Annotated in this window: 20 protein-coding genes and 2 tRNA genes; 15 read left to right on the forward strand and 7 right to left on the reverse strand. The window is 66.3% G+C overall.

What is annotated here, in order from left to right; all coding sequences use genetic code 11:
* The first annotated feature begins 134 nt into the window (after positions 1 to 134).
* From SLQ31_RS10175 to ilvC, 3 genes are all read left to right on the forward strand, one after another.
* Positions 135 to 1,994 carry an acetolactate synthase large subunit gene (locus SLQ31_RS10175; protein ID WP_319431965.1) on the forward strand — a complete coding sequence of 620 codons (1,860 nt, stop codon included), beginning with the start codon at positions 135 to 137 and terminating at the stop codon, positions 1,992 to 1,994.
* Positions 1,994 to 2,506 carry an acetolactate synthase small subunit gene (gene ilvN / locus SLQ31_RS10180; RefSeq protein WP_319431966.1) on the forward strand — a complete coding sequence of 171 codons (513 nt, stop codon included), beginning with the start codon at positions 1,994 to 1,996 and terminating at the stop codon, positions 2,504 to 2,506. Before SLQ31_RS10175 ends, ilvN begins: the two co-directional genes overlap by 1 nt.
* 69 nt (positions 2,507 to 2,575) lie before the next feature.
* Positions 2,576 to 3,577, forward strand: coding sequence for a ketol-acid reductoisomerase (gene ilvC / locus SLQ31_RS10185; protein ID WP_319433015.1), 1,002 nt, complete (start codon positions 2,576 to 2,578; stop codon positions 3,575 to 3,577).
* 70 nt (positions 3,578 to 3,647) lie between these two features.
* Here the strand turns inward: ilvC and SLQ31_RS10190 are convergent, their stop codons facing one another.
* Complete coding sequence (locus tag SLQ31_RS10190; RefSeq protein ID WP_319431967.1) at positions 3,648 to 4,214, reverse strand: hypothetical protein; 567 nt, start codon at positions 4,212 to 4,214, stop codon at positions 3,648 to 3,650.
* Between the two features lie 160 nt (positions 4,215 to 4,374).
* Here SLQ31_RS10190 and SLQ31_RS10195 point away from each other — a divergent pair, with 160 nt between their 5' ends.
* Positions 4,375 to 4,746, forward strand: a complete 372-nt coding sequence (locus SLQ31_RS10195; RefSeq protein WP_319431968.1) for a heme-binding protein — start codon at positions 4,375 to 4,377, stop codon at positions 4,744 to 4,746.
* A gap of 55 nt (positions 4,747 to 4,801) precedes the next feature.
* On the opposite strand, the gene SLQ31_RS10200 is transcribed toward SLQ31_RS10195, so the two are convergent.
* Positions 4,802 to 6,229, reverse strand: coding sequence for an NAD(P)/FAD-dependent oxidoreductase (locus SLQ31_RS10200; protein ID WP_319433017.1), 1,428 nt, complete (start codon positions 6,227 to 6,229; stop codon positions 4,802 to 4,804).
* A gap of 65 nt (positions 6,230 to 6,294) precedes the next feature.
* Between SLQ31_RS10200 and serA the strand changes: the two genes are divergently transcribed.
* Positions 6,295 to 7,881: a phosphoglycerate dehydrogenase gene (gene serA, locus SLQ31_RS10205; RefSeq protein WP_319431969.1), complete on the forward strand. Its 1,587-nt coding sequence runs from the start codon at positions 6,295 to 6,297 to the stop codon at positions 7,879 to 7,881.
* A complete protein-coding gene (locus SLQ31_RS10210; protein WP_319431970.1) occupies positions 7,878 to 8,888 on the forward strand; it encodes a 3-isopropylmalate dehydrogenase in 1,011 nt (336 codons plus the stop codon). The genes serA and SLQ31_RS10210 overlap by 4 nt, the downstream gene beginning before the upstream one ends.
* Here SLQ31_RS10210 and SLQ31_RS10215 read toward each other — a convergent pair.
* Positions 8,885 to 10,072, reverse strand: a complete 1,188-nt coding sequence (locus SLQ31_RS10215) for an MFS transporter (protein WP_319431972.1) — start codon at positions 10,070 to 10,072, stop codon at positions 8,885 to 8,887. The two genes, SLQ31_RS10210 and SLQ31_RS10215, sit on opposite strands and share 4 nt — an antisense overlap.
* Positions 10,073 to 10,179: 107 nt before the next feature.
* Here SLQ31_RS10215 and SLQ31_RS10220 point away from each other — a divergent pair, with 107 nt between their 5' ends.
* From SLQ31_RS10220 to SLQ31_RS10245, 6 genes are all read left to right on the forward strand, one after another.
* Positions 10,180 to 10,956: a fumarylacetoacetate hydrolase family protein gene (locus SLQ31_RS10220; protein ID WP_319431974.1), complete on the forward strand. Its 777-nt coding sequence runs from the start codon at positions 10,180 to 10,182 to the stop codon at positions 10,954 to 10,956.
* Positions 10,956 to 12,455 carry a glutamate--tRNA ligase gene (gltX, locus tag SLQ31_RS10225; RefSeq protein WP_319431975.1) on the forward strand — a complete coding sequence of 500 codons (1,500 nt, stop codon included), beginning with the start codon at positions 10,956 to 10,958 and terminating at the stop codon, positions 12,453 to 12,455. The genes SLQ31_RS10220 and gltX overlap by 1 nt, the downstream gene beginning before the upstream one ends.
* A 97-nt stretch (positions 12,456 to 12,552) precedes the next feature.
* Positions 12,553 to 12,624: transfer RNA gene (locus SLQ31_RS10230), tRNA-Gln, on the forward strand.
* Positions 12,625 to 12,699: 75 nt separating this feature from the next.
* Positions 12,700 to 12,775, forward strand: a tRNA-Glu gene (locus SLQ31_RS10235).
* A gap of 347 nt (positions 12,776 to 13,122) precedes the next feature.
* Positions 13,123 to 14,739, forward strand: a complete 1,617-nt coding sequence (locus SLQ31_RS10240; RefSeq protein WP_319431976.1) for a S53 family peptidase — start codon at positions 13,123 to 13,125, stop codon at positions 14,737 to 14,739.
* Between the two features lie 159 nt (positions 14,740 to 14,898).
* On the forward strand, positions 14,899 to 16,518 hold the full coding sequence (locus SLQ31_RS10245) for a zinc ribbon domain-containing protein (protein WP_319431978.1): 1,620 nt from the start codon (positions 14,899 to 14,901) through the stop codon (positions 16,516 to 16,518).
* A 22-nt stretch (positions 16,519 to 16,540) separates the two neighbouring features.
* Here the strand turns inward: SLQ31_RS10245 and SLQ31_RS10250 are convergent, their stop codons facing one another.
* Positions 16,541 to 17,038: a PPOX class F420-dependent oxidoreductase gene (locus SLQ31_RS10250; protein WP_319431980.1), complete on the reverse strand. Its 498-nt coding sequence runs from the start codon at positions 17,036 to 17,038 to the stop codon at positions 16,541 to 16,543.
* 42 nt (positions 17,039 to 17,080) lie between these two features.
* Positions 17,081 to 17,782, reverse strand: a complete 702-nt coding sequence (locus SLQ31_RS10255) for an IclR family transcriptional regulator (protein ID WP_319431982.1) — start codon at positions 17,780 to 17,782, stop codon at positions 17,081 to 17,083.
* Between the two features lie 75 nt (positions 17,783 to 17,857).
* Between SLQ31_RS10255 and leuC the strand changes: the two genes are divergently transcribed.
* From leuC to SLQ31_RS10270, 3 genes are all read left to right on the forward strand, one after another.
* A complete protein-coding gene (gene leuC, locus SLQ31_RS10260) occupies positions 17,858 to 19,291 on the forward strand; it encodes a 3-isopropylmalate dehydratase large subunit (protein WP_319431983.1) in 1,434 nt (477 codons plus the stop codon).
* A gap of 20 nt (positions 19,292 to 19,311) precedes the next feature.
* Positions 19,312 to 19,908, forward strand: coding sequence for a 3-isopropylmalate dehydratase small subunit (leuD, locus tag SLQ31_RS10265; protein WP_319431985.1), 597 nt, complete (start codon positions 19,312 to 19,314; stop codon positions 19,906 to 19,908).
* A gap of 200 nt (positions 19,909 to 20,108) precedes the next feature.
* Positions 20,109 to 20,789, forward strand: a complete 681-nt coding sequence (locus SLQ31_RS10270; RefSeq protein ID WP_319431987.1) for an HU family DNA-binding protein — start codon at positions 20,109 to 20,111, stop codon at positions 20,787 to 20,789.
* A 106-nt stretch (positions 20,790 to 20,895) separates the two neighbouring features.
* On the opposite strand, the gene SLQ31_RS10275 is transcribed toward SLQ31_RS10270, so the two are convergent.
* On the reverse strand, positions 20,896 to 21,861 hold the full coding sequence (locus SLQ31_RS10275; protein ID WP_319431989.1) for an NUDIX hydrolase: 966 nt from the start codon (positions 21,859 to 21,861) through the stop codon (positions 20,896 to 20,898).
* An 85-nt stretch (positions 21,862 to 21,946) separates the two neighbouring features.
* Entirely contained in the window at positions 21,947 to 24,115 is a 2,169-nt protein-coding gene (locus tag SLQ31_RS10280; protein WP_319431991.1) for an RNA degradosome polyphosphate kinase, read from the reverse strand.
* Positions 24,116 to 24,144 lie beyond the last annotated feature (29 nt).

Here is a 24,144-nt window from a genome sequence, read left to right on the forward strand (position 1 = left end):
CAGCGCGTTGGTGTCGCGCTTGCCCCGTCCCGGGCATAGCCACACGCACCAGCGCGCAACCCTCGTACAGCCGCCGAAGCTGACGGGGGTTTTTTCTTGCCCGAAGAATGAACAGGACCGAAAAGGACGACATCGTGAGTGCACCCACCACTCGACCACCCGAGCCAACGGCGCCCGCCGACGGCGGAGTCGCAGCCCACACCGGTAAGGCCGGCACGACCGCCGCCAAGCGCGTCGCCCCGCAGCAGCTCACGGGCGCCCAGGCGGTAGTCCGCTCGTTGGAGGAACTCGGCGTCGACACCATCTTCGGAATCCCCGGCGGCGCGGTGCTTCCGGTCTACGACCCGCTCTACGACTCGAAGAAACTGCGCCATGTCCTGGTTCGCCACGAACAGGGTGCCGGACATGCGGCCAGTGGTTATGCCCACGCCACCGGCAAGGTCGGCGTGATGATGGCCACCTCCGGCCCCGGCGCCACCAACCTGGTGACCCCGCTGGCCGACGCGCAGATGGACTCGATCCCCGTCGTCGCCATCACCGGGCAGGTCGGTCGCGCCTTGATCGGCACCGACGCCTTCCAGGAAGCGGACATCTCCGGCATCACAATGCCGATCACCAAGCACAACTTCCTGGTGCGCAACGGCGACGACATCGCCAGGGTGATGGCCGAGGCGTTCCACATCGCCTCGACCGGCCGTCCCGGCGCAGTGCTGGTCGATATCCCCAAGGACATCCTGCAGGCACAGTGCACCTTCGCGTGGCCGCCGCAGATCGACCTCCCCGGCTACAAGCCCAACACGAAGCCGCACAGCCGTCAGATCCGTGAGGCCGCCAGGCTGATCGCCGCGGCGCGCAAGCCGGTGCTCTACGTCGGCGGCGGCGTGATCCGCGGCGATGCCACCGAAGAGTTGCTGGATCTGGCTGAGCTGACCGGGATTCCGGTGGTGACGACGCTGATGGCGCGCGGCGCCTTCCCGGACAGCCACCCGCAGAACCTGGGCATGCCGGGCATGCACGGCACCGTCGCCGCGGTGGCCGCCCTGCAGAAGAGCGACCTGTTGATCACTCTGGGTGCACGGTTCGACGACCGGGTGACTGGCAAGCTGGATTCCTTTGCGCCCGAAGCCAAGGTGATCCACGTCGACATCGACCCGGCCGAGATCGGCAAGAACCGCAATGCCGACGTGCCGATCGTGGGTGACGTGAAGCTGGCGATCACGGATCTGACTGAGTCGCTGCGCAAGACCGGCGGCACACCGAGGGCCAACCAGGACAACTGGTGGGAATACCTCTCGGGCATCCGGGCCACCTATCCGCTGAGCTACGACCCGCAGCACGACGGCAGCCTCAGCCCCGAATACGTGATCTCCCAGCTGGGCAAGATCGCCGGGCCGGACGCGATCTACGTCGCGGGCGTGGGCCAGCACCAGATGTGGGCCGCGCAGTTCATCTCCTACGAAAAGCCGCGCACCTGGCTGAATTCCGGTGGTCTTGGCACCATGGGCTTCGCCGTCCCGGCGGCCTTGGGCGCCAAGATGGCCCGGCCCGACGCCGAGGTGTGGGCGATCGACGGCGACGGCTGCTTCCAGATGACCAATCAGGAGCTGGCCACCTGCGCGGTCGAAGGCGTGCCGATCAAGGTCGCGGTGATCAACAACGGCAATCTGGGCATGGTGCGCCAGTGGCAGACGCTGTTCTACGAACAGCGGTACAGCCAAACCGATCTGGGCACCCACAGCCGCCGGATCCCGGACTTCGTCAAGTTGGCCGAAGCCTACGGATGCGTCGGATTGCGTTGCGAGCGTGAAGAAGACGTCGTCGACGTGATCAACCAGGCCCGAGCGATCAACGATCGCCCGGTGGTGATCGACTTCGTCGTCGGCGCCGACGCCCAGGTGTGGCCGATGGTGGCCGCGGGTTGCGGCAACGACGAGATCATGGCGGCACGCAATATCCGCCCGCTGTTCGACGACAACGAGGAAGGTCGAGCCTGATGGCCGGCAACACTGTCACCCATACCCTTTCGGTGCTCGTCGAAGACAAGCCCGGTGTTCTCGCTCGCGTCGCGGCACTGTTCTCCCGGCGCGGCTTCAACATCGAGTCACTGGCCGTCGGCGCCACCGAGCAGAAGAACATGTCGCGGATGACGATCGTGGTCACCGCCGAGGAGACCCCGCTCGAGCAGATCACCAAGCAGCTGAACAAGCTGATCAACGTGATCAAGATCGTCGAGCAGGACGGCGACAACTTTGTGGCGCGCGAGCTGGCGCTGATCAAGGTTCGAGCCGACGCCGGTACCCGCAGTCAGGTGATCGAGGCGGTGAACCTGTTCCGCGCCAAGGTGATCGACGTGTCCACCGAGTCGCTGACCGTCGAAGCCACCGGCACCCCGGAGAAGCTCGAGGCGCTGCTTCGGGTGCTGGAGCCCTACGGCATTCGTGAGCTCGTGCAATCCGGTGTGGTGGCGCTGTCGCGCGGGCCGCGCGGGATGACCAACAACAAGTAAAGACCCCACCGAAGTAACCAAACAGCCGAAGTAACCAAACAGAAGGAAAGTTCAATCGTGTCAGTTGAGATGTTCTACGACGATGATGCCGACCTGTCGATCATTCAGGGTCGCAAGGTCGGGGTGATCGGTTATGGCAGCCAGGGCCACGCCCATTCGCTGAGCCTGCGCGACTCGGGTGTGCAGGTGAAGGTCGGCCTCAAAGAGGGTTCCAAGTCGCGCGAGAAGGTCACCGAGCAGGGCCTCGAGGTCGATACTCCTGCCGAGGTCGCCAAGTGGGCCGACGTCATCATGCTGCTGGCGCCCGACACCGCGCAGGCCGAGATCTTCAAGAACGACATCGAGCCCAACCTCGAGGCCGGCAACGCGCTGTTCTTCGGCCACGGCCTGAACATTCACTTCGGCCTGATCAAGCCGCCGGCCAACGTCACCATCGGCATGGTCGCCCCGAAGGGCCCCGGCCACCTGGTCCGCCGCCAGTTCGTCGACGGCAAGGGCGTGCCCTGCCTGATCGCCGTCGAGCAGGACCCGACCGGTGAAGGCCAGGCGCTGGCACTGTCCTACGCCAAGGGCATCGGCGGCGCCCGCGCCGGCGTGATCAAGACCACCTTCAAGGACGAGACCGAGACCGACCTGTTCGGTGAGCAGGCCGTGTTGTGCGGTGGCACAGAGGAACTCGTCAAGACCGGCTTCGAGGTCATGGTCGAGGCGGGCTATGCCCCCGAGCTGGCCTACTTCGAGGTGCTGCACGAGCTCAAGCTGATCGTCGACCTGATGTACGAGGGCGGCATTGCCCGGATGAACTACTCGGTGTCTGACACCGCGGAGTTCGGCGGTTACCTGTCGGGGCCGCGCGTCATCGACGCCGACACCAAGGAGCGCATGCGCGCCATCCTCAAGGACATTCAGGACGGCAGCTTCGTCAAGGAGCTCGTCGCCAATGTCGAGGGCGGCAACAAGCGCCTGGAGAAGCTGCGCAAGGAAAACGCCGAGCACTCGATCGAGGTCACCGGTAAGAAGCTGCGCGACCTGATGAGCTGGGTCGACCGGCCGATCACTGAGACCGCCTAGTTAGTCGACTTCGGCGCGTTAACAGTCGCTCAGCGACGGTTAACGCGCCGAAATCGCGTTCAGGGGGCGTTCAGGGGCGGGTGAACGGATGCGCCCGCCACATCCGGGCGGTCAGCAGTATCGGCACGATGATGTAGGGCAGGTTGTAGGCGAGCGCCTTCGGCACGTTGGTGAAGGTGTAGTCGTAGGCCGTGTTGCAGACCGCCTGGAAAAGCCGTGCGTCACCGGCGAATCCGACCATCACCACGATGAAGGTCGTCTGGACGACCATGCCCGTGTAGATGAATGATGGCTTGCGGATCCACTCTCGTCCCCTGATGAAGGAGTAGACGAGCAGCACGTAGAAGGTGCCGAACACCACCGCGGACACACTCGCGCCGACCTGCAGGAAGCGGGGGTTGGCGATCAGCAGGGGATCGGTGCCGCCGGCGTAGACGTGATACACCACGCGGGCCAGGAAGAAATCGGAATCCGGGTCGGGGCGGCCCACCATGTTGACGATGTCCCCGGTGAACGAGGACCCGATGAACACGGTGAACACGACGATGAAGAACCAGTCGTAGCGGCGCTCGCGCAACGGGATCGGACTGCGCACGGCGCCCGGCTCGGCGGTGGTTGCGGCCGGGGAGATGGTCATGGCCGCTGATGTTAGGCGCTGGCGACACTCCGGAGAGCGGATTCCCGAAATTACAACAGTAAGGCCATCTGTATCGCCGGGGCTTGCTGCTCGGCCGATGGGGTACTCCGTCGTATGCAACGCTTCAAGGGATTCACAGCAACGGCGAAGGAGTTCGGCAATGACAACGTCCAGAGGTAGCGCGCTCGGTGCGCTGATGGTGGGTGCCGTCGGGGTCGCGGCCTTCGTGTCAATGCCGACCGCGGCGGCGGCACCCTGCAGTGCCAGCGGATTGGCCACCACATCCAGCGGTGTGCTGGCCGCCGCCGGCGGATATCTGGCCAATCATCCCGGGGCCGACGATGTGCTGACCACCGCCGCCAGTCAGTCTGCCGAGGACGCGAGGGCCTCGGTGCGGGGGTATTTCATCGGACATCCCGGTGAGTTGATCGACCTGCAGAACATCGCGAGCCCGCTGCGCGATCTGCGCAACCAGTGCGGAGTGGCGATCTCGCCAGGCCAGCTTGCGCTGCTGTTCGACCAGGTTTCCTAGGTTTCTAGCGATTTCGGCGCGCTTTCGAGCGCACAGCGCACGAAACCGCGCCGAACTACGGGGCCAGCGACGGCAGCGGCAGCCCGAATTCACGCTTGAGTACCGTGCGCGCGGCGTAGTAGCCGGACATTCCGTGCACGCCGGTTCCCGGCGGCGTCGCCGACGAGCACAGATACGCCTTCGGGATTGGCGTGGTCCACGGGTTCCAGCGCAGCGTGGGGCCGACCATCGCGGCGAACAGCGTGGCGCCGCCGACGATGATGTCCCCGCCGACGTAGTTGGCGTTGTGGCTCGACATCTGCGCTGCGGTCACGCAGCGCGAGGCCAGCACCAGATCCCGGAACCCTGGCGCGGCCTTCTCGAACAGGCCGGTGATGGTTTCGGTCAGGTCCTCGGTCGAGTGCGCCGGGACGTGCGCATAGGTCCACAGTGGCCGCCGCCCCGCGGAGTCGATGCGCGACGGATCGGACACATGCGGAAGCGCTGCCAATGTCATCGGCCAGTCGGGGTGCCGGCCGGAGGCGATCTCCTTCTCGGAGTACGCCATCTGCGCTCTGGTCCCGCCCATGTGCACGGTCGGCGACGCTGCCAGCCGCGGGTCGCGCCACGGAATCTCGCCGGCGAGCACGAAGTCCACCTTGCACACGCCCGGGCCAAACCGATAGCGCTGCAACGACTTTACGTAGCCATCGGGCACCGCGGAACCGTAGATGTCGAGCAGCGCCGTCGGTGCGGTGTCGTAGATCGCCACACCAGGGGGAGGGGACGTCACCGGCTGGCCGACGACCAACTCGCCACCGTGGGCCTGCAGATCGGCGAGCATCGCGTCGACGATGGCCTGGCTGCCGCCGACCGGAACCGGCCAGCCCGCGGTGTGTGCCAGCGTGCCCAGCATGATGCCGGCGCCACTGTTGACCGGCGAAGGCATCGTCGAAATCGCATGTGTGCCAACGCCGGTGAACAACGCACGGGCATCGTCGCCGCGCAGCACGTTCCATGCCGGGCTGCCCTGGGTGAGCACCCGAAGGCCGGCGCGCACGGTGGTGGGTAGATCGGGCGGCAGCGAGCGCTTGTCGCCGAGGAAGAAGCCAACGACCCCGTCGGGATGCTCGGCGAGCGGACCGAACAACCGGCGCCACGAGCGCCCGTCGTCAAGCTCGGCGCAGGTGCGCTCCAGCGAGTGGTACGCGATCGCGGCGGGCCGGTTCGGCAGCGGATTGGCGTAAGAGATCTCCGGGACCGCCAACTGCACCCCGCGCGCAGGCAGGTTGTACTCGGCGAAGAACGGCGAGGCCAACGCCAGCGGATGGACCGCGGAGCACACGTCGTGGCGGATGTCGGGGTATTCCGGGTCGGCCGCGGTGCGGGCACCACCACCGAACGTCGGCTGGCCCTCGATGACGCGCACCTTCAAACCGGCTCGCGCGCAGATGACGGCAGCCGCCAACCCGTTGGGACCACTGCCGACGACGGTCACGTCCACCCGGTAAGTAGACCGCACCACGGCCGCTGATCGTCCACCGGGCAACAACCACTAGGCTGACCGGCGTGAATCTGCCCGTTGTATTGATTGCAGACAAGCTTGCCGAGTCGACCGTCGCGGCGCTGGGCGACCAGGTCGAGGTCCGCTGGGTCGATGGCCCGGACCGGCCGAAACTGCTGGCCGCTGTCGCCGACGCCGACGCGCTGCTGGTGCGTTCGGCCACCACGGTGGACGCCGAGGTCATTGCCGCCGCGCCCAAGCTGAAAATCATCGCCCGCGCCGGAGTCGGCCTGGACAACGTCGACGTCGACGCCGCCACCGCCGCCGGGGTGCTGGTCGTCAACGCGCCCACCTCGAACATCCACAGCGCCGCCGAGCATGCGCTCGCGCTGATGCTCTCGGCCGCGCGGCAGATCCCCGCCGCCGACGCCACGCTGCGCGAGCACACCTGGAAGCGCTCGTCGTTCTCGGGCACCGAGATCTTCGGCAAGACCGTCGGTGTGGTGGGCCTTGGCCGCATCGGGCAGCTCGTCGCTGCGCGGCTGGCCGCGTTCGGCGCCCACATCGTGGCCTACGACCCTTACGTGTCGGCCGCCCGCGCCGCCCAGCTCGGTATCGAACTGCTCAGCCTCGACGACCTGCTGGCCCGCGCCGATTTCATCTCGGTGCACCTGCCCAAGACCAAGGAAACCGCCGGCCTGATCGGCAAGGAAAACCTGGCCAAGACCAAGCCCGGTGTGATCATCGTCAACGCGGCCCGCGGCGGCCTGATCGACGAGCAGGCCCTGGCCGACGCGATCACCAGTGGCCACGTGCGCGGTGCCGGACTGGACGTGTTCAGCACCGAACCCTGCACCGATAGCCCGCTGTTCGAGCTGCCGCAGGTGGTCGTGACTCCGCACTTGGGGGCGTCCACCGAAGAGGCCCAGGACCGGGCGGGCACCGATGTTGCGGCGAGCGTGAAGCTGGCGCTGGCCGGCGAGTTCGTGCCCGACGCGGTCAATGTCGCCGGCGGCGTGGTCGGCGAGGAGGTGGCACCGTGGCTGGACCTGGTGCGCAAGCTCGGCCTGCTGGTCGGTTCTCTGTCCGACGCTGCGCCGGTATCGCTGAGCGTGCAAGCTCGCGGCGAGCTGGCTTCTGAAGATGTTGAGGTGCTTAAGCTTTCGGCACTGCGCGGGCTGTTCTCGGCTGTAGTCGACGAGCAGGTCACCTTCGTCAACGCCCCGGCGCTGGCCAAGGATCGTGGCGTTGCCGCCGACATCTCCACTGCCACGGAGAGCCCCAACCACCGCAGTTTGGTCGACGTGCGCGCGGTGTATGCCGACGGAAGCTCGTTCAACGTGGCGGGCACGCTGTCGGGTCCACAGCAGGTGCAGAAGCTGGTTCAGATCAACGGGCGCAACTTCGATCTCCGCGCCGAGGGTTTCAACCTGGTGGTCAACTACTCCGATCAGCCTGGCGCGCTAGGCAAGATCGGCACCGAGCTTGGCGGAGCGGATGTCAACATCCTGGCCGCGCAGCTCTCCCAGGACGCGAGCGGTGAGAGCGCGACCATCATCCTGCGCGTGGACACAGATGTCCCCGAAAACGTGCGCGCCGCGATCGCCAAGGCGGTCGGTGCCACCACACTGGAAGTGGTTGACCTGTCGTGAAACTAGCTGTCATTGCCGGCGACGGCATCGGCCCTGAGGTCATCGACGAGGCACTGCAGGTGCTCGACGTGGTGCTGCCCGGCGTGGACAAGACCGAGTACGACCTCGGCGCGCGTCGCTACCACGCGACCGGTGAGCTGCTCACCGCGGAGACCATCGAGGAGCTGAAGGGCTACGACGCCATCCTGCTCGGCGCGATCGGCGATCCGTCGGTGCCCAGCGGCGTGCTGGAGCGCGGGCTGTTGCTCAAACTCCGGTTCGCCCTGGACCACCACGTCAACCTGCGGCCGGGCCGGCTATACCCGGGTGTCAGCAGCCCGCTGTCCGGGGTGACGAGCATCGACTTCGTCGTGGTCCGCGAGGGCACCGAAGGTCCCTACACCGGTAACGGCGGCGCCCTGCGCGTCGGCACACCACACGAGGTAGCCACCGAAGTCAGCGTGAACACCGCGTTCGGCGTCGAGCGGGTGGTGCGCGACGCCTTCGCCCGCGCGCAGGCCCGGCGCAAGCACCTGACCCTGGTGCACAAGACCAACGTGCTGACCTTCGCAGGCAGCCTGTGGTCCCGCGTGGTCGCTGAAGTGGGGCGGGAGTTTCCGGACGTCGAGGTCGCCTATCAGCACATCGATGCCGCGACGATCCACATGGTCACCGACCCCGGCCGGTTCGACGTCATCGTCACCGACAACCTCTTCGGCGACATCATCACAGACCTTTCCGCGGCGGTCTGCGGCGGGATCGGACTGGCCGCCAGCGGCAATATCGATGCCACCCGGACCAATCCGTCGATGTTCGAGCCCGTCCACGGCAGTGCGCCCGACATCGCCGGACAGGGCATCGCCGACCCGACGGCAGCGGTGATGTCGGTGGCCCTGCTGCTGCGCCACATCGGCGAGGACGCCGCGGCGGCCCGCGTCGACAAGGCCGTTGACGCTCATCTGGCCAGCCGAGGCGACGCGACGTACTCGACCCGTGAGGTCGGCGACCGCATCCGCGCTGCGCTCTAGTGCTTGATCGGCGGGTCGACCGGCACCAGCGGTAGCGCCACCACCGGGAACAGCGCGCACACCGCGAACGCCACTGGGTAACCCAGCACGCCGATCAGCGCACCGAACAACGGCGGGGCGAGTCCGCACGCCAGCAACTGGCTGGTGTTCTGGGCGCCCAACGCCCGCCCGCTCCAGAACGGTCCGGCGATCTCAGCGATCGCGGTGAACGCCAACCCGTTGTCGACGACCGTGATCACCGAGGCCGCGACGATCACCGCGATGCTCAGCGGGGAGTGCAGCGCGTCGGTCAGCGACAGCGCGAGCATGGATACCGCCGCGGCGCCGGCGATCATCCGGACCGGCCGCAGCCGTGACCCCATATGGTCCGACCAGCGTCCGGCGGCGATCCGGCCCAGCGCGCCGAGCACCTGGGCGGCCATCACCAGCACGCCCGCGGATTCCGCCGACCAGCCGCGGTCGGCGATCAACCACACCAGGGTGAACGTCCACACCACGCACTGCGGCACGACCAGCAACACCGACACCGCGTGGATCCGCCACAGGATCGCCGACCCGCGGTACGGGTTGGCCAGATGCTCGGCCGGTGCCTCGGCGCGCGGCGGACGGGGCGGGTCGGCGACGGCGATCGCACACACCACCGCCGCGATCCCACACACGATGGCCGGGAACAACAGCGCCAGCCCGACTCCGTGCGCTTGGGCCAGGCGGGGAATGGCCAGCGCGCCGACCGCGACGCCCAGCGGTTGGGCGGTCTGGCGGATACCCATCACCAGTCCGCGCTGGTGTGGCGGAAACCACCCGACCACCAGCCGCCCGCTGGCCGAATTGCTGCTGGCGGCGGCCATTCCGCCGAGAAACAGGAAGACGGCGACCAGGATCAGCGAGTGTGACGAGGCCGCCGCGAGCGCCGCAGCCGCGGTCAACGCGGAGCCGACCGACAGCACGAGGCGCTCGCCGACGCGGTCCACCACATAGCCCCAGAGCAGCAGGGTCAACACCATGCCGAAGCTCGGCATGGCCGACACCAGGCCGGCTTTGGCCAGGTCGAGGCCCATCGTGGTGTGCAGGGTGGGGATGAGAAAGGCGGCGCCGTTGATGAAGACGTTGGCGGACAACGTGGCGAACAAGGCGATCGCGAGCATCGTCCAACGCCGCACGGTGCTGATCGTGTCGACGGACATGAGCCCATAATTCCACGACGTGTCTCACAATGCTGAATCAAAATCTCATAATGTGAGAGCCCTGGGCGATGACGAGGAACGCGGCCACGGCCACTAGCATTGGTCCAATGCGCCTGGGTCGAATCGCCAGTCCCGACGGGGTCGCCTTCGTCAGTATCGAAGGGGACTCGGGGAGTGAAATCGTTCGTGAGATAGCCGAACATCCATTTGGTTCGCCGACGTTCACCGGCCGGGTCTGGCCGCTGGACGACGTGCGCCTGCTGGCGCCGATTCTGGCCAGCAAGGTGGTCTGCATGGGCAAGAACTACCTGGCCCACATCGAGGAGATGGGCGGGGAGGCGCCGGAGGATCCGGTCATCTTCCTCAAGCCCAACACCGCGATCATCGGGCCAGGTTTACCAATTCAGCTGCCCGCCAATGCTTTCCCGGTCCATCACGAGGGTGAGCTGGCCGCCGTCATCGGCCGACCGTGCAAGGACGTTCCGGCCGCCCGCGCCGCCGAGAACATCCTCGGCTACACGATCGCCAACGACGTGTCCGCGCGTGACCAGCAGAAGGCCGATGGTCAGTGGATCCGGGCCAAGGGGCACGACACGTTCTGCCCGGTCGGTCCGTGGATCGTCACCGACCTCGACCCGTCCGACCTGGAAATCCGCACCGAGGTCAACGGCCAGGTGCGTCAACTGAGCCGGACTTCGCTGATGATCCACGACATCGGGGCCATCATCGAGTGGATCTCGGCCGTGATGACCCTGCTGCCCGGTGATCTCATCCTGACCGGCACACCGGAAGGTGTCGGGCCCATCGAGCACGGCGATACCGTCAGCGTCAGCATCGAGGGCATCGGCACATTGACGAATCCCGTGATCCGAAAGGGCAATTGATGACCGCGGCGGCCAATGATCCAGTGCGCGTGCGGTTCTGCCCGTCTCCGACCGGCATTCCGCACGTCGGCATGGTGCGCACCGCGTTGTTCAACTGGGCCTACGCCCGCCACACCGGTGGCACGTTCGTGTTCCGCATCGAGGACACCGACGCCCAGCGTGACTCCGAGGAAAGCTATGCCGCACTGCTCGATGCGTTGCGATGGCTGGGGCTGAACTGGGACGAGGGACCCGAAGTCGGTGGCCCCTACGAGCCCTACCGGCAGTCCCAGCGCACGGACCTGTATCGCGATGTGCTTCAGCGGCTGCTTGAGTCCGGGGAGGCTTATCTGGCCTACTCCACACCTGAAGAGGTGGAGGCGCGGCACCTGGCCGCCGGGCGCAATCCCAAACTGGGCTATGACAACTACGACCGCGACCTGACCGACGACCAGCGCGCCGGCTATGTCGCCGAGGGCCGCAACGCGGTGCTGCGGCTGCGGATGCCCGATGCGGATATCACCTGGCACGACCTGGTCAGGGGCACAACGACATTCGCCGCCGGCACAGTTCCCGATTTCGCCCTGACCCGCGCGACCGGAGAACCGTTGTACACCTTGGTCAATCCGGTCGACGATGCGCTGATGAAGATCACCCACGTCCTGCGTGGTGAGGACCTGCTGTCGTCGACGCCGCGCCAGATTGCGCTGTACCAAGCGCTCATTCGCATTGGCGTGACCGATCGGGTGCCCGAGTTCGCGCACCTGCCACCGGTGTTGGGGGAGGGCACCAAGAAGCTGTCCAAGCGCGACCCGGAGTCCAACCTGTTCCTGCACCGCGACCGCGGGTTCATCCCCGAGGGCCTGCTGAACTACCTGGCTCTGCTGGGCTGGGGCATCGCCGACGACCACGACATCTTCAGCCTCGACGAGATGGTCGCGGCCTTCGACGTCAAGGACGTCAACTCCAATCCGGCGCGCTTCGATCAGAAGAAGGCCGACGCGATCAACGCCGAGCACATCCGCCGGCTCGACGTCAGTGACTTCACCGCGCGGCTGCGTGACTTCTTCGTGGCGCACGGTCATAGCACCGGGCTCGACGACCGCGGCTTCGCCGAGGCCGCGGGATTGGTGCAGACCCGCATCGTCGTGTTGAGCGACGCGTGGGAGCTGCTGAAGTTCCTCGACGACGGGTCCTACGCGCTGGATGAGAAGTCCGCGGCCAAGGAGCTCAAGGCAGAGGCCGTGCCGGTGCTCGACGCGGCGATCACCGCACTCGAGGGGGTGACCGACTGGACAACGCCGGCCATCGAGGACGCACTCAAGGTCGCACTGCTGGAGCGGCTCGAGCTCAAGCCGCGCAAGGCGTTCGGGCCGATTCGGGTTGCCGTCACGGGTGCCACGATCAGCCCGCCGCTGTTCGAGTCGCTGGAGCTGCTGGGTAGCGACCGCAGCCTGCGGCGACTGCGGGCCGCGCGCGATCATGCGGGGTGCGGTGAAAAAGATGGCGGAAATCTTTGATACTGTGCTCGTCGGCCCGCGAACCTCGGCAGAGCGGCCCTAGTCCCTTAGCTACACGGGGGATTATGGCTTCTGACCAGCGGTTATAGGCAGCCAATGGGGTATGGTGTAATTGGCAACACTAGGGATTCTGATTCCCTCATTCTAGGTTCGAGTCCTGGTACCCCAGCAATTATGTCGGCAACGGCCTCTGGGCTATGCTGGCTAACCGGTGAGCCGCAAGGCCCGCCATGGATTTGGTTCTGGCCCCGTCGTCTAGCGGCCTAGGACGCCGCCCTCTCACGGCGGTAGCGTGGGTTCGAATCCCATCGGGGCTACCAATTCCAAGTCGCCCGGTCATCGACCGGGCGATTCGTCATTTCGGCAACCATTCAGGCTGAGCCCAGCAAATAACCGCGCGGTCGAGAACCTTGTCGCAGCGTTGTTAGCTGTGCGATGATTTTCCCTGGTAGAGACACATTCGCCACCGTGAGGCTGGCAGTGGTGTTTGCCCAGTATTCCTGTATCGAAAGGATTCTCACGATGAAGGCGCGAGGCTCGGACTCTCGCCTCGCCGGCGTTGCCGGTGACGCGGTGATGACCGGGCGCGTCGTGACAGTCGTGGGAATCGGCAACGAAAGGCCGCCCGGCACATCCGGCGGCCGTCGTTAGCCGCTACGGCCACACCATGATCCGCTACCGACCGGCCGTGTTCATCGCCACACTGGTGCTGGTGCTGGTCGCCGCATCCGGTCCGTCGGCGTGGCGGATCGCGCAGGGCGGCTCGGTCATCACCGGCCCGTACGCATCGCTGCTCGCGGCATCGACCAACTTGGGTCCGTCGCACGCCAGCGATGTTCAGCTCACCGTCGCCCTGAGTCGGGCCGCGCGCCCGTCGACGCTGATGGATTGGGCCGAAACACATCACCTCGCCGTCCGCTGGCAACCGGGCACGAACTTCGCGTTCGTCACCGGAGCCGCCGAAGGCATCGCGGCTGCGTTCGATGTGCCCGTTCGCGACTACCGGGGCCGACAGGGCCAGGTGTTCTACGCCTCACCCCGCCAGCCGGTCCTGCCCGCGGCGCTGCGCGACGACGTCACCGGCGTCGGACGCATCCTGAGCTATCTCCCACACCGGATGGCTCGGCCCGTGCCGCCGCTGGACGTGCCGCTACCCGGTTTGACGCCGCGTCACCTATTGACCGCCTACAACGCGACACCCCTGGTCGACGCGGGTTACCGCGGTGCCGGCCAAACCGTGGTGTTCTTCGGGTTCGACGGTTACGACCAGCACGATCTGGACATGTTCGCGGACATGTCGGGGCTGCCCAGGTTTACCCCGGTGGTGATCGGCGGCCCGCTGACCCGGCCCGAGGGCGAGACCACGATGGATTTGGAGGTGGTCCACGCCATCGCGCCGGATGCCCGGCTGGTGGTCGTCAACGCCCGTCACACCGTCGAGGGCGACGGTGCCTTCGAGAAGATCGGCCGGATGTTCGACGATGCGGCGCAGCGGTTTCCCTCATCGATTTGGAGTCTGTCGATCGGGTGGGGGTGTGAAGCCCTGGTCAACGCGACCGACGTCGCACCCGTGCGGGCCGCTCTGACCAACGCGCACCGCCGCGGCATCACGGTTTTCGACGCAAGTGGTGACACCGCGGGACTGGAATGCAAAGGCGGCAAGGACTGGTCGTCGGCGCCGGGTCCCAACGACGTCGGTGTGGACACCATCGCGTCGCTGCCGGAGATCACCTCGGTGGGCGGGACCACATTGTCGACGGACATGGAAGGCAGGTGGCTGGAGGAGCGGGCCTGGATCGACGTGCCGATGTCGCAGGGCTCCAGCGGTGGAGTCTCGCGATTGTTCGCGCGCCCTGATTATCAGCGTGCGGTGGTCGTCGCCCGGGATACCGATCACCGGCTCGTTCCTGATGTGTCCGCGGTGGCCGACCCGTTCACCGGTGTGCAGATCGTGTTCAACCAGGCCAAGCGGATCGGCGGCGGAACCTCTCAGTCCGCACCGATATGGGCCGGCATGGCCGCGTTGATGAATCAGTACGTGATCGCCCGCGGCGCCCCGCCGCTTGGCGATATCAATCCGCTGCTCTATCGGGTCGCCCTCGGCTCGCGGCTGCCCGGGTTCCGCGACATCACGGCGGGCGGCAACGCCGTCGACAACCCCACTCCCGGATATGACCTCGTCACCGGCCTTGGCAGCCCGAACGTCGACAACCTGGCGCGGGATCTGTTCGATGCGCAAATGGCGCAGTCAGTGGCCGCTGGCTTTGCCCCCGGCGGCGGGTAGTCGGTGCCGACCACGCATTGCCCGGCATGCGGAAACGACGTCCCCGCAGGCGAATTCTGCGGGTCCTGCGGCGTGCAGCGATCCGCGGGTCGGCGCGGCCGGCGGCTTCGGGCCGGTGCCTATGTGGTCGCGCCGGGGGAGCGCGTTCTTCGTCCCTGGGTGACGAGTTCGCTATTCCCGGGGCTGCCGCCGAGCTCGCGCAAGGGTTTTCGTGCCGCGCTGATTGTGCTTGTGGTGGCGGTCATCGGATTCGCCGTCCTGCGATGGCAAGCGCCGATGATCGCGACCGCCGCGCTCGGCCTACCTGTGCTGCTCGTGATCTATCTGCGCCAGATCGGCATTCGCCGTTTCATCGGGGCGCGCAATGTCGCCCTGTCGGTGATTCTGGGCCTGGGGTTGGGCGTCGCGTGGGCGCCGGTCGCGGGCGCGATCGTGGCCCGTGCCTACTCCGCCGCACTCGGGGCGGAGACGGACGTGGTGGAGGTATTGCTCTACGGCGTGGCCGTGCCGGTCAGCGAGGCACTTCTGATGATCGTGCCCGCAGCCGTCGTGTGGCTGCTGGACCGCTCGCGCCGGCGGGTACTGGACGGTTTCGCGATAGGGGCCCTCGGCGCGACGGCGTTGACCGCGGCCGCCACCGTCACGCTGCTGGTGCCGCAGTTGGCGATGGGGGTGACCGCCCCCGACAGGTCGGTGGGCAGCCTCGTCATTGAGGCGCTGGTCGAGGGGGTGGCGTGGCCTCTGGTGGGCGTCGCCGCCGGCGGCATTGCCGGAATCGCGCTGTGGTTCACCCGCTCTGCCAAGACTTCTCGCCGCCGTCGTTGGGTGATTCCCGCCGCGGTGCTGATCGTGCTGATCTTGGTGGGCTCGATGGGCGTGGTCGATATCATCCCGCTCCCATCGATCTGGTACGGCGCGCTGCACCTACTGAACGCGGCAGTCGCGGTGTTCGTTCTACGGATCGTCGTCGCGGCCGCGCTATTTCACGAAGCGCACGAAAATACCGGCGACAGCGGGCAATTGGAGTGCCCCGAATGCCACCACACGGTTGCCCCGTTGGCGTTCTGTACCGACTGTGGTGTCGTCATCTCCGCGATGCCGCAACGGGCGGCGAGCTATGCCGGTGTGCTGGGTCCGCTGGCCGCCGGGCTGGTGGTGGCGGTTGCGGTGGGCGTCGTCGTGTCGATCCGAATCACTCCGGTGCCGGAAATCTTTGTGTGCCCGCCGGATTGCGGCAGGCCGCCGCTCGGCACCCCGGTCGAGTCCAACCCCCGCTTCAGCGGCGACAATGGCGCGTTCTCGGTCGCCTATCCCGCTGACGGCTCCGCCTACGAGGTCACCTTCGACCCACCCGGGGTGAAAGGGGTCGAGCTCACATACATCGGCGGGGATACCGGCACGCTGACACTTTTCGGTGAGCACGCCGACGGTCGTACCGCCAAGCAGATCGCGCAGCAACTCGTCGAAAGCCGGTACCCCGGTGCCGCGGTCGACTACGAAATCCCCAACGCGTCGGTCGGTTATCAGCCCGGCTTCGGTGTCGTCGCCGACGTCTTTCCCACCGGCTCGACGGCGACCTACACCCGCCTTCGGGTGATCGTCATGGCCGCGGTCAAACACGACTACGCGCTGATCGCGGCCGCCGTGGGCCCGTACCACCAATTCAGCCCGGACTACGGCAACGGCCATCCGTCGGGGGCCAACGTCGAGCTGGCCATGGATATGGGCAAGTACGTCAACAGCTTCAAGTGGTACGGCGACCGGTACGGGCGCCCTTAACTATGCCCCGTGTTGTGCCCAGTTATTCAGCGGGTGCGGTGGACCCGGCCAGCGGCATCGGCGGCATGCCGAGCTTGCCGTGGTCCCAGGACCGGGTGCGGCTGGCCGCGATGCGTACCGCCACACGCTTGTTCATCATCATGTCGACGGCCGGCTTGAGGTCGTCGGTGTAGGGGCCGTTGTAGCGCTCCCACACACTGACGCCGACTTTGAAAATCGTGTCGGGATCCTCAACGATCTCGCCGATCCCCTCGAACGAGACACCCCGCAGCGTGTCGTAGGTCATCCCGCCCTCGATGAGGAAGCTCACCCGCGGGTCGCGACGCAGGTTGACTGCCTTCTGGGACTTGGCCTTCGTCTCGATCCAGATCTCGCCGTCCAGGACGCCGTACCACATGGCGACGAGGTGCGGCTGGCCGTCGGGCCCGATGGTCGCCATGGTGCCGGTGCGGCTGCGTGCCACGAAATCGGCGATCTCGGCGTCCGACATGACGATCTGGTTGCGTTGATTGGTTCCCATGGCGTCAGTTTGTCAGGCCGTCGCGCGGGGTTGTCGCGGGGATCACAGTCTGCGAGTGAGGGCGTCGGCGGCGGCCAACAGGTCGGCGGCCCAGCGCGCGCCGGGCCGACGGCCCATCCGGTCGATCGGGCCGGACACCGACACCGCCGCGATCACCGTGCCGCTGCGGTCGCGCACCGGGGCGGAGACGCTGGCCACCCCGGGTTCGCGCTCGGCGGCGCTTTGCGCCCAGCCGCGACGCCGGACCTCGGCCAGGGTGCGTTCGGTGAACTTCGCCGTCGGCAGCACGGCCTGCTGGGTGGTGCTGTCGCTGAACGCCAGCAGGACTTTGGCGCCCGAACCGGCCGTCATCGGGAGGCGTGCCCCGACGGGGACGGTATCGCGAAGCCCGGCAGGGGGTTCCAATGCGGCGACGCAGATCCGGCTGGTGCCCTCGCGGCGGTAGAGCTGCACGCTCTCGCCGGTGATCTCCCGCAGCCGGGGCAATACCGCTGCGCCCGCCGCGAGCAGCGGATCGTTGACCTGGGCGGCCAATTCGCTGATCGCCGGTCCGAGTCGCCAGCGCCCCGCGCTGTCCCTGGCCAGCAGCCGATGAACCTCAAGGCCGGCGGCGAGCCGGTGCGCGGTGGCGCGGGGCAGGCCGGTGCGCTCACAAAGTTCGGCCAGCCCACAGGGCGAATCGGCGATCGAGTGCAGTACGCCCACGGCTTTGTCGAGGACGCCGATGCCGCTATCCTGTCTCATATCGAGATACTAGCGTCCCGGAATGTGAGATATCCAGACTTATGTTCCGGGAATCGAAAAACGAATTGAGACGTCATGGCCCCGTCCGACAAGCCCAGGACATTGCCCGAGAAGGTGTGGGACGACCACGTTGTGGTCGCCGGCCCCGGAATCGGCGCATCGCGTGAACCCGATCTGATCTACATCGATCTTCACCTCATCCACGAGGTGACCAGCCCGCAGGCATTCGATGGGCTGCGGTTGGCCGGCCGGCCGCTGCACCGTCCCGATCTCACGATCGCGACCGAGGACCACAACGTGCCGACGGTCGACATCGACAAGCCGATCGCAGACCTGATCTCGCGCACGCAGGTCGAGACGTTGCGACGCAACTGCGCCGAGTACGGCGTCCGGCTGCACCCGATGGGTGATGCCGAGCAGGGGATCGTCCATGTGATGGGCCCGCAGCTCGGACTCACCCAGCCCGGGATGACGATCGTGTGTGGCGACAGCCACACCTCCACCCACGGCGCCTTCGGCGCGATCGCGATGGGGATCGGTACGTCCGAAGTGGAGCATGTGCTTGCCACCCAGACACTTCCGCTGCGGCCGTTCAAGACGATGGCGGTCAATGTCAACGGTGCGCTGCCGCCGGGAGTGAGTGCCAAGGACATCATCCTGGCGGTGATCGCCAAGATCGGGACCGGTGGCGGCCAGGGCTATGTCATCGAATACCGCGGCAGCACCATCGAATCGCTGTCGATGGAAGGCCGGATGACCGTGTGCAATATGAGCATCGAGGCCGGCGCCCGCGCGGGACTGGTGGCTCCCGACGAGACGACCTATGAATATCTGCGCGGTCGTCCATACGCGCCCTCGGGTGCGGACTGGGACGCGGCAGTCGCCACGTGGGAGGCGCTGAAGACCGACGAGGGCGCCGAATTCGACACTGAGGTCTACATCGACGCGACGACCCTGAGCCCCTTTGTCACGTGGGGTACCAACCCCGGCCAGGGTGTCCCACTGTCCGGGGCGGTGCCCGACCCGGAGCTGATGACCAGCGACTCCGAGCGGCAGAACGCGGAGAAGGCGTTGGCATACATGGATCTTCGGGCGGGTACTCCGATGCGCGATGTCGCCGTCGACGCGGTGTTCGTCGGCTCGTGCACGAACGGGCGCATCGAGGATCTGCGGGTGGTGGCCGACGTGCTGCGCGGCCGCAAGGTCGCCGACAGTGTGCGGATGCTGATCGTGCCGGGGTCGATGCGGGTGCGCGCCCAGGCCGAATCCGAAGGGCTGGGCGAGATCTTCACCGCGGCCGGTGCGGATTGGCGTCAGGCCGGCTGCTCGATGTGCCTGGGAATGAATCCCGATCAGCTGTCACCGGGCGAGCGCTGCGCGGCGACGTCCAACCGGAATTTCGAAGGTCGGCAGGGCAAGGGCGGCCGGACGCACCTGGTTTCGCCGGCCGTCGCCGCCGCGACCGCGGTGCGCGGAACCCTGTCCTCGCCCGCCGATCTCAACAACTAGATCTGCTAAGGAGAACCACGATGGACGCATTTCACACTCACACCGGCATCGGTGTTCCGTTGCGGCGGTCCAATGTCGACACCGACCAAATCATTCCGGCGGTGTATTTGAAGCGGGTCACCCGAACGGGTTTCGAGGACGGGCTGTTCGCCGCGTGGCGCAACGACCCCTCATTCATTCTCAATCTGAGTCCGTTCGACCGGGGTTCGGTCTTGGTCGCTGGCCCCGATTTCGGGACGGGATCGTCGCGCGAGCATGCGGTCTGGGCGCTCATGGACTTCGGATTCCGGGTCGTCATCTCGTCCCGGTTCGCCGACATCTTTCGGGGCAACGCCGGCAAGGCCGGGCTGTTGGCGGCCGAAGTCGCTCAAGATGATGTTGAACTTCTCTGGAAGCTCATCGAGCAGAATCCGGGGCTGGAAATCACTGTCAATCTTCAAGATCGAAATATCACCGCGGGAACGGCGGTGGTGCCGTTCACGATTGACGATTACACAGCTTGGAGATTGCTGGAAGGCCTCGACGATATCGGCCTTACGCTGCGGAAACTCGCTGAAATCGAGGCGTTCGAAGCGGCCCGGCCAAGCTGGAAGCCGCGCATTTCGACGGCCTCCTGAAGGGCGCGGGACGCCGAATTGCCGCCCCCCTAGGGGGGTTCAGGCTCGCTGGAATCACCGCCCTAGGGCGGCAACCGGATTGCTGAAATCCTCCTAAGTAATGCCCCAAATTGGGCGTGGCTCTTGGAATTCTGCAGCTCTTGGGTTTACCGTGTTCTTCAGTCGGTCCAAAGTGGACCACTGGCTTCCGGAGGAATTGAATGAACAAAGCAGAGCTCATCGACGTACTCACGGAGAAATTGGGCTCAGATCGTCGGCAGGCAACTCTGGCGGTGGAGAACGTTGTTGACACCATTGTGCGCGCAGTGCACAAGGGCGACAGCGTGACCATCACGGGCTTCGGCGTTTTCGAGCAGCGGCGCCGTGCCGCTCGCGTGGCGCGCAACCCGCGCACCGGCGAAACCGTCAAAGTGAAGCCGACGTCCGTTCCCGCTTTCCGTCCTGGCGCTCAATTCAAGGCCGTGGTCTCTGGTGCACAGAAACTTCCGTCGGAAGGCCCCGCCGTCAAGCGCGGTGTCGTCGCCGGCGCGGTCAAGAAGGCCGCCGTCAAGAAGGCCGTCCGCAAGGCGGTCGTGAAGAAGGCTGTGGCCAAGGCCGTCGTCAAGAAGGCTGCCGTCAAGAAGGCTGCTCCGGCGGTCAAGAAGGCGGCCGTCAAGAAGGCCGTCAAGAAGGCCGTCGTCAAGAAGGCCGTCGTCAAGAAGGCTGCTCCGGCGGTCAAGAAGGCAGCGGTCAAGAAGGCTGTGGCCAAGGCCGTCGTCAAGAAGGCTGCCGTCAAGAAGGCTGCTCCGGCGGTCAAGAAGGCTGCGGTCAAGAAGGCTGTGGTCAAGAAGGCTGTGAAGAAGGCCGCCGTCAAGAAGGCCGTCGCCAAGGGCCGTCGCTAAAGTTTCACCGTCGAATACGCCGCGGGCTCAACGCCCGCGGCGTATTTGCGTGTCAGGGCCCAATTGCGTGTCAGGGCCCAATCGCGTTTTAAGGCCTAGTCGCGTCTTAAGGCCTAGTCGCCAGTGGGCTGCCGATGTAGTCAGCCGCCACGATCCGGTCACCGTCAAACGACAGCACCCAGGTGCTGCCCTTGCGGTTGCGTGACTTGTCCGGCTTGTCGGTGCCCCGCCACCACGCCAGCAGGTAGGGAATCACCTTGCCCTGTGTGCAGATGACGGGTGTGCCGCCGCCGGCGGCGATCTCGGCGATGCGCTTGTGCGCGACATCCGGGTCGTCGGCGTAGGCCTCTTCGGTGAGATCGGCCTCGGCGGCGACCTTCACGCCCAGCTCCTGCGCCAGCGGCTCGACGGTCTGAATACAGCGGACGCGATCGGCTGCATAGATATCGGTGGCACCGAACGCCAATAACTGTCCGACCAACGACTCGGCTTGTGCGCGACCGTTCTTGTCCAGCGGGCGGCTCCGGTCGTCGCCCTTGTAGCGGGATTTGATGCCCGCGGTGCCGTGCCGGACGATCAGCACCGTCGCCGTGTCTGCGGGTTCTTTGGTGAACGCCGTGAGCACTTCCCGGTCGTGCGGGTAGGTGAGCCGTTCCATGGCGTCGTCGACTGAGAGCCACTCCAGCCGGTCGACTTCGGAGCCGGGGGTGAACTCACCACCGAGCGCTCGAGCCGCCCAGTAGTGAACGACCTTGGCGCCCTGCGCGACCTGATAGTGGGTCTGGATCAGGCGCCGGCCCAGCTGCGATCGCTGACCGGTCTCCTCCCAGATTTCCCGCACCGCGGCAACGGGCTCGTTCTCGCCGGGATCGACTTTCCCCTTAGGCAGGGACCAGTCGTCGTAGCGGGGTCGATGGATCAGCGCGAGGCGCAGCTCGCCGCTATCGGGGTCGGGGCGCCACAGTGCCGCGCCGGCCGCGACGATCACCCGTTGGGGTGGCTTCCCCTTCTTCGTCGTTGTCTTCTTCGTCGCCTTCGACCTTGAGCTGTCACGTGACGCTCTCTTGGCCACATCAACTCCCGCAGATGAATTCGGGTCCCATCAATTCAGGACCGGGCGTGGGACCGGACTTGGTGGGTCGCAATGGAGGGAGCACCTAGTGCTGCCGGTGACGTTCCATCAGCCACACCTGATGGTCACGGACTTGGCGGCCGTCTTGCGGCGCCGCCGTCCAGTAACCATCCGGGCCGAGTTCCCAGCATCGCGTCGAGGGATCCATCGCCGACTCGAAGATGTCGTCGATGTAGGCGGTGAGCCGGGGGTCCTTGACCTGAGCCATCACTTCGACGCGACGATCGAGGTTGCGGTGCATCATGTCGGCGCTACCGATGAAGAATTCGTTGATCGCATTGAAGTGGAAGATCCGCGAATGCTCCAGGAAGCGGCCGAGAATCGAGCGCACGACGATGTTCTCGGAGAAGCCCTCAGCGCCCGGCTTGAGTGCGCAGATGCCGCGGACGACGACCTCGACCCGAACCCCGGCCTGCGATGCCCGGTACAGCGCGTCGATGACCTGTTCGTCGACAAGGGCATTGGCCTTGAGCCGGATCCGGCCGTTGCCGCCCTGCTGGTGCGCGTCGATTTCCCGCTCGACGCGTTCGACGATGCCCCGGCGCACGCCGTACGGCGCGACCAGGAGATTGCGGTAGGACACCTTGCGCGAGTAGCCGGTCAGCGAGTTGAACAGGTCTGTCAGGTCGGCGCCGATATCGGGGGCAGCGGTGATCAAGCCGACATCTTCATACAGCCGGGCGGTTTTGGGGTTGTAGTTGCCGGTGCCGATATGGCAGTAGCGCCGAATCGTGGAACCCTCGCGGCGCACCACCAGACAGGTCTTGCAGTGCGTCTTCAGCCCGATCAACCCGTAAACGACATGCACGCCGGCATCTTCCAGCGTGCGGGCCCACTTGATGTTGGCCTGTTCGTCGAAGCGCGCTTTCAGCTCGACGAGGGCAACCACCTGCTTGCCGGCCTGAGCCGCGTCGATGAGCGCGTTGACGATCGGCGAATCACCGGAGGTTCGGTAGAGCGTCTGCTTGATAGCCAACACATTCGGATCGGCGGCAGCCTGCTCGATGAAGCGCTGCACACTCGTCGAGAACGAGTCGTAGGGATGGTGCAGCAGCACGTCACCATCACGCAGCGTCGAAAAAATGCTCTTGGGTGTCTCGCGCTCGGCGAAGGCCGGGTGGGTGGCCGGCACGAACGGGCGGTCCTTGAGTGCCGGGCGGTCGACGCCGTACACCTGCCACAGCGACGAAAGGTCAAGCAGCCCCGGCACCTGCACCACGTCACCGGGGTGGACGTCGAGCTCGCGCAGGAGGAGTTCGAGCATGTGCTCGGTCATGTCGTCGGCGACCTCGAGGCGCACCGGAGAGCCGAATCGCCGCCGTGCCAACTCACGTTCCAGCGCCTGGAGCAGATCTTCGTCGCGGTCTTCCTCGACCTGCATGTCGGCATTGCGGGTGATGCGGAAGACGTGGTGCTCAACAATCTCCATGCCGGGGAACAACACCGGCAGGAACGCCGCGATGAGTTTCTCCGTGGGCAGGAACCGGACGACATCGCCATCCCCGTTGGTTCCCTTGAGCTCGACGAACCGGTCGACGTTGTCGGGAACCTTGATTCGGGCGAAGTGCTCGCCGCCGTCGTCGGGCGACTTGACGGTGATCGCCAGGTTCAGGCTCAGGCCGCTGACGAACGGGAACGGGTGGGCCGGGTCGACGGCGAGCGGGGTGAGGACCGGGAATACCTGCTCGTGAAAGTAGGTCGACAGCTCACGGCGTTCGGCGTCGGTGAGCTCGGCCCACGTGACGATGCTGATGCCTTCTTCGGCCAGCGCGGGGCGCACCGACTCGATGAAGACCTCGGCTTGGCGCAACGAGATCTGCCGGGTGCGCTCGCCGATGCGGCGCAGCTGTTCGCGAGGGGAGAGCCCGTCGGCCGAACGGACCGAGAGTCCCATCTCGTCGCGGCGTTTCAGCCCGGCCACCCGGACCATGTAGAACTCGTCGAGATTGGAAGCGAAGATGGCCAGGAACTTCGCCCGCTCCAGAAGAGGTAGTGAGGTGTCGGCCGCCAGGGCCAACACTCGGGCATTGAAATCCAGCCAGCTCAGCTCGCGATTGAGGTACCGATTCTCCGGCAGCTCGTTGTCGACCGCGGTGTCCGTGGCCGCGGGCGGGGCCTCCGGCGCGTCACCGGGCTGCCAGTGGTCATCCGTGGATCGGGCTTCGGCTTCGGTCTCGGTCACGGTTTCGATCATCCCCCATCGAGAGGGTGCTTGGACCTCGG

The organism is Mycobacterium sp. RTGN5 (genome assembly GCF_033804465.1).
Lineage (GTDB): Bacteria > Actinomycetota > Actinomycetes > Mycobacteriales > Mycobacteriaceae > Mycobacterium.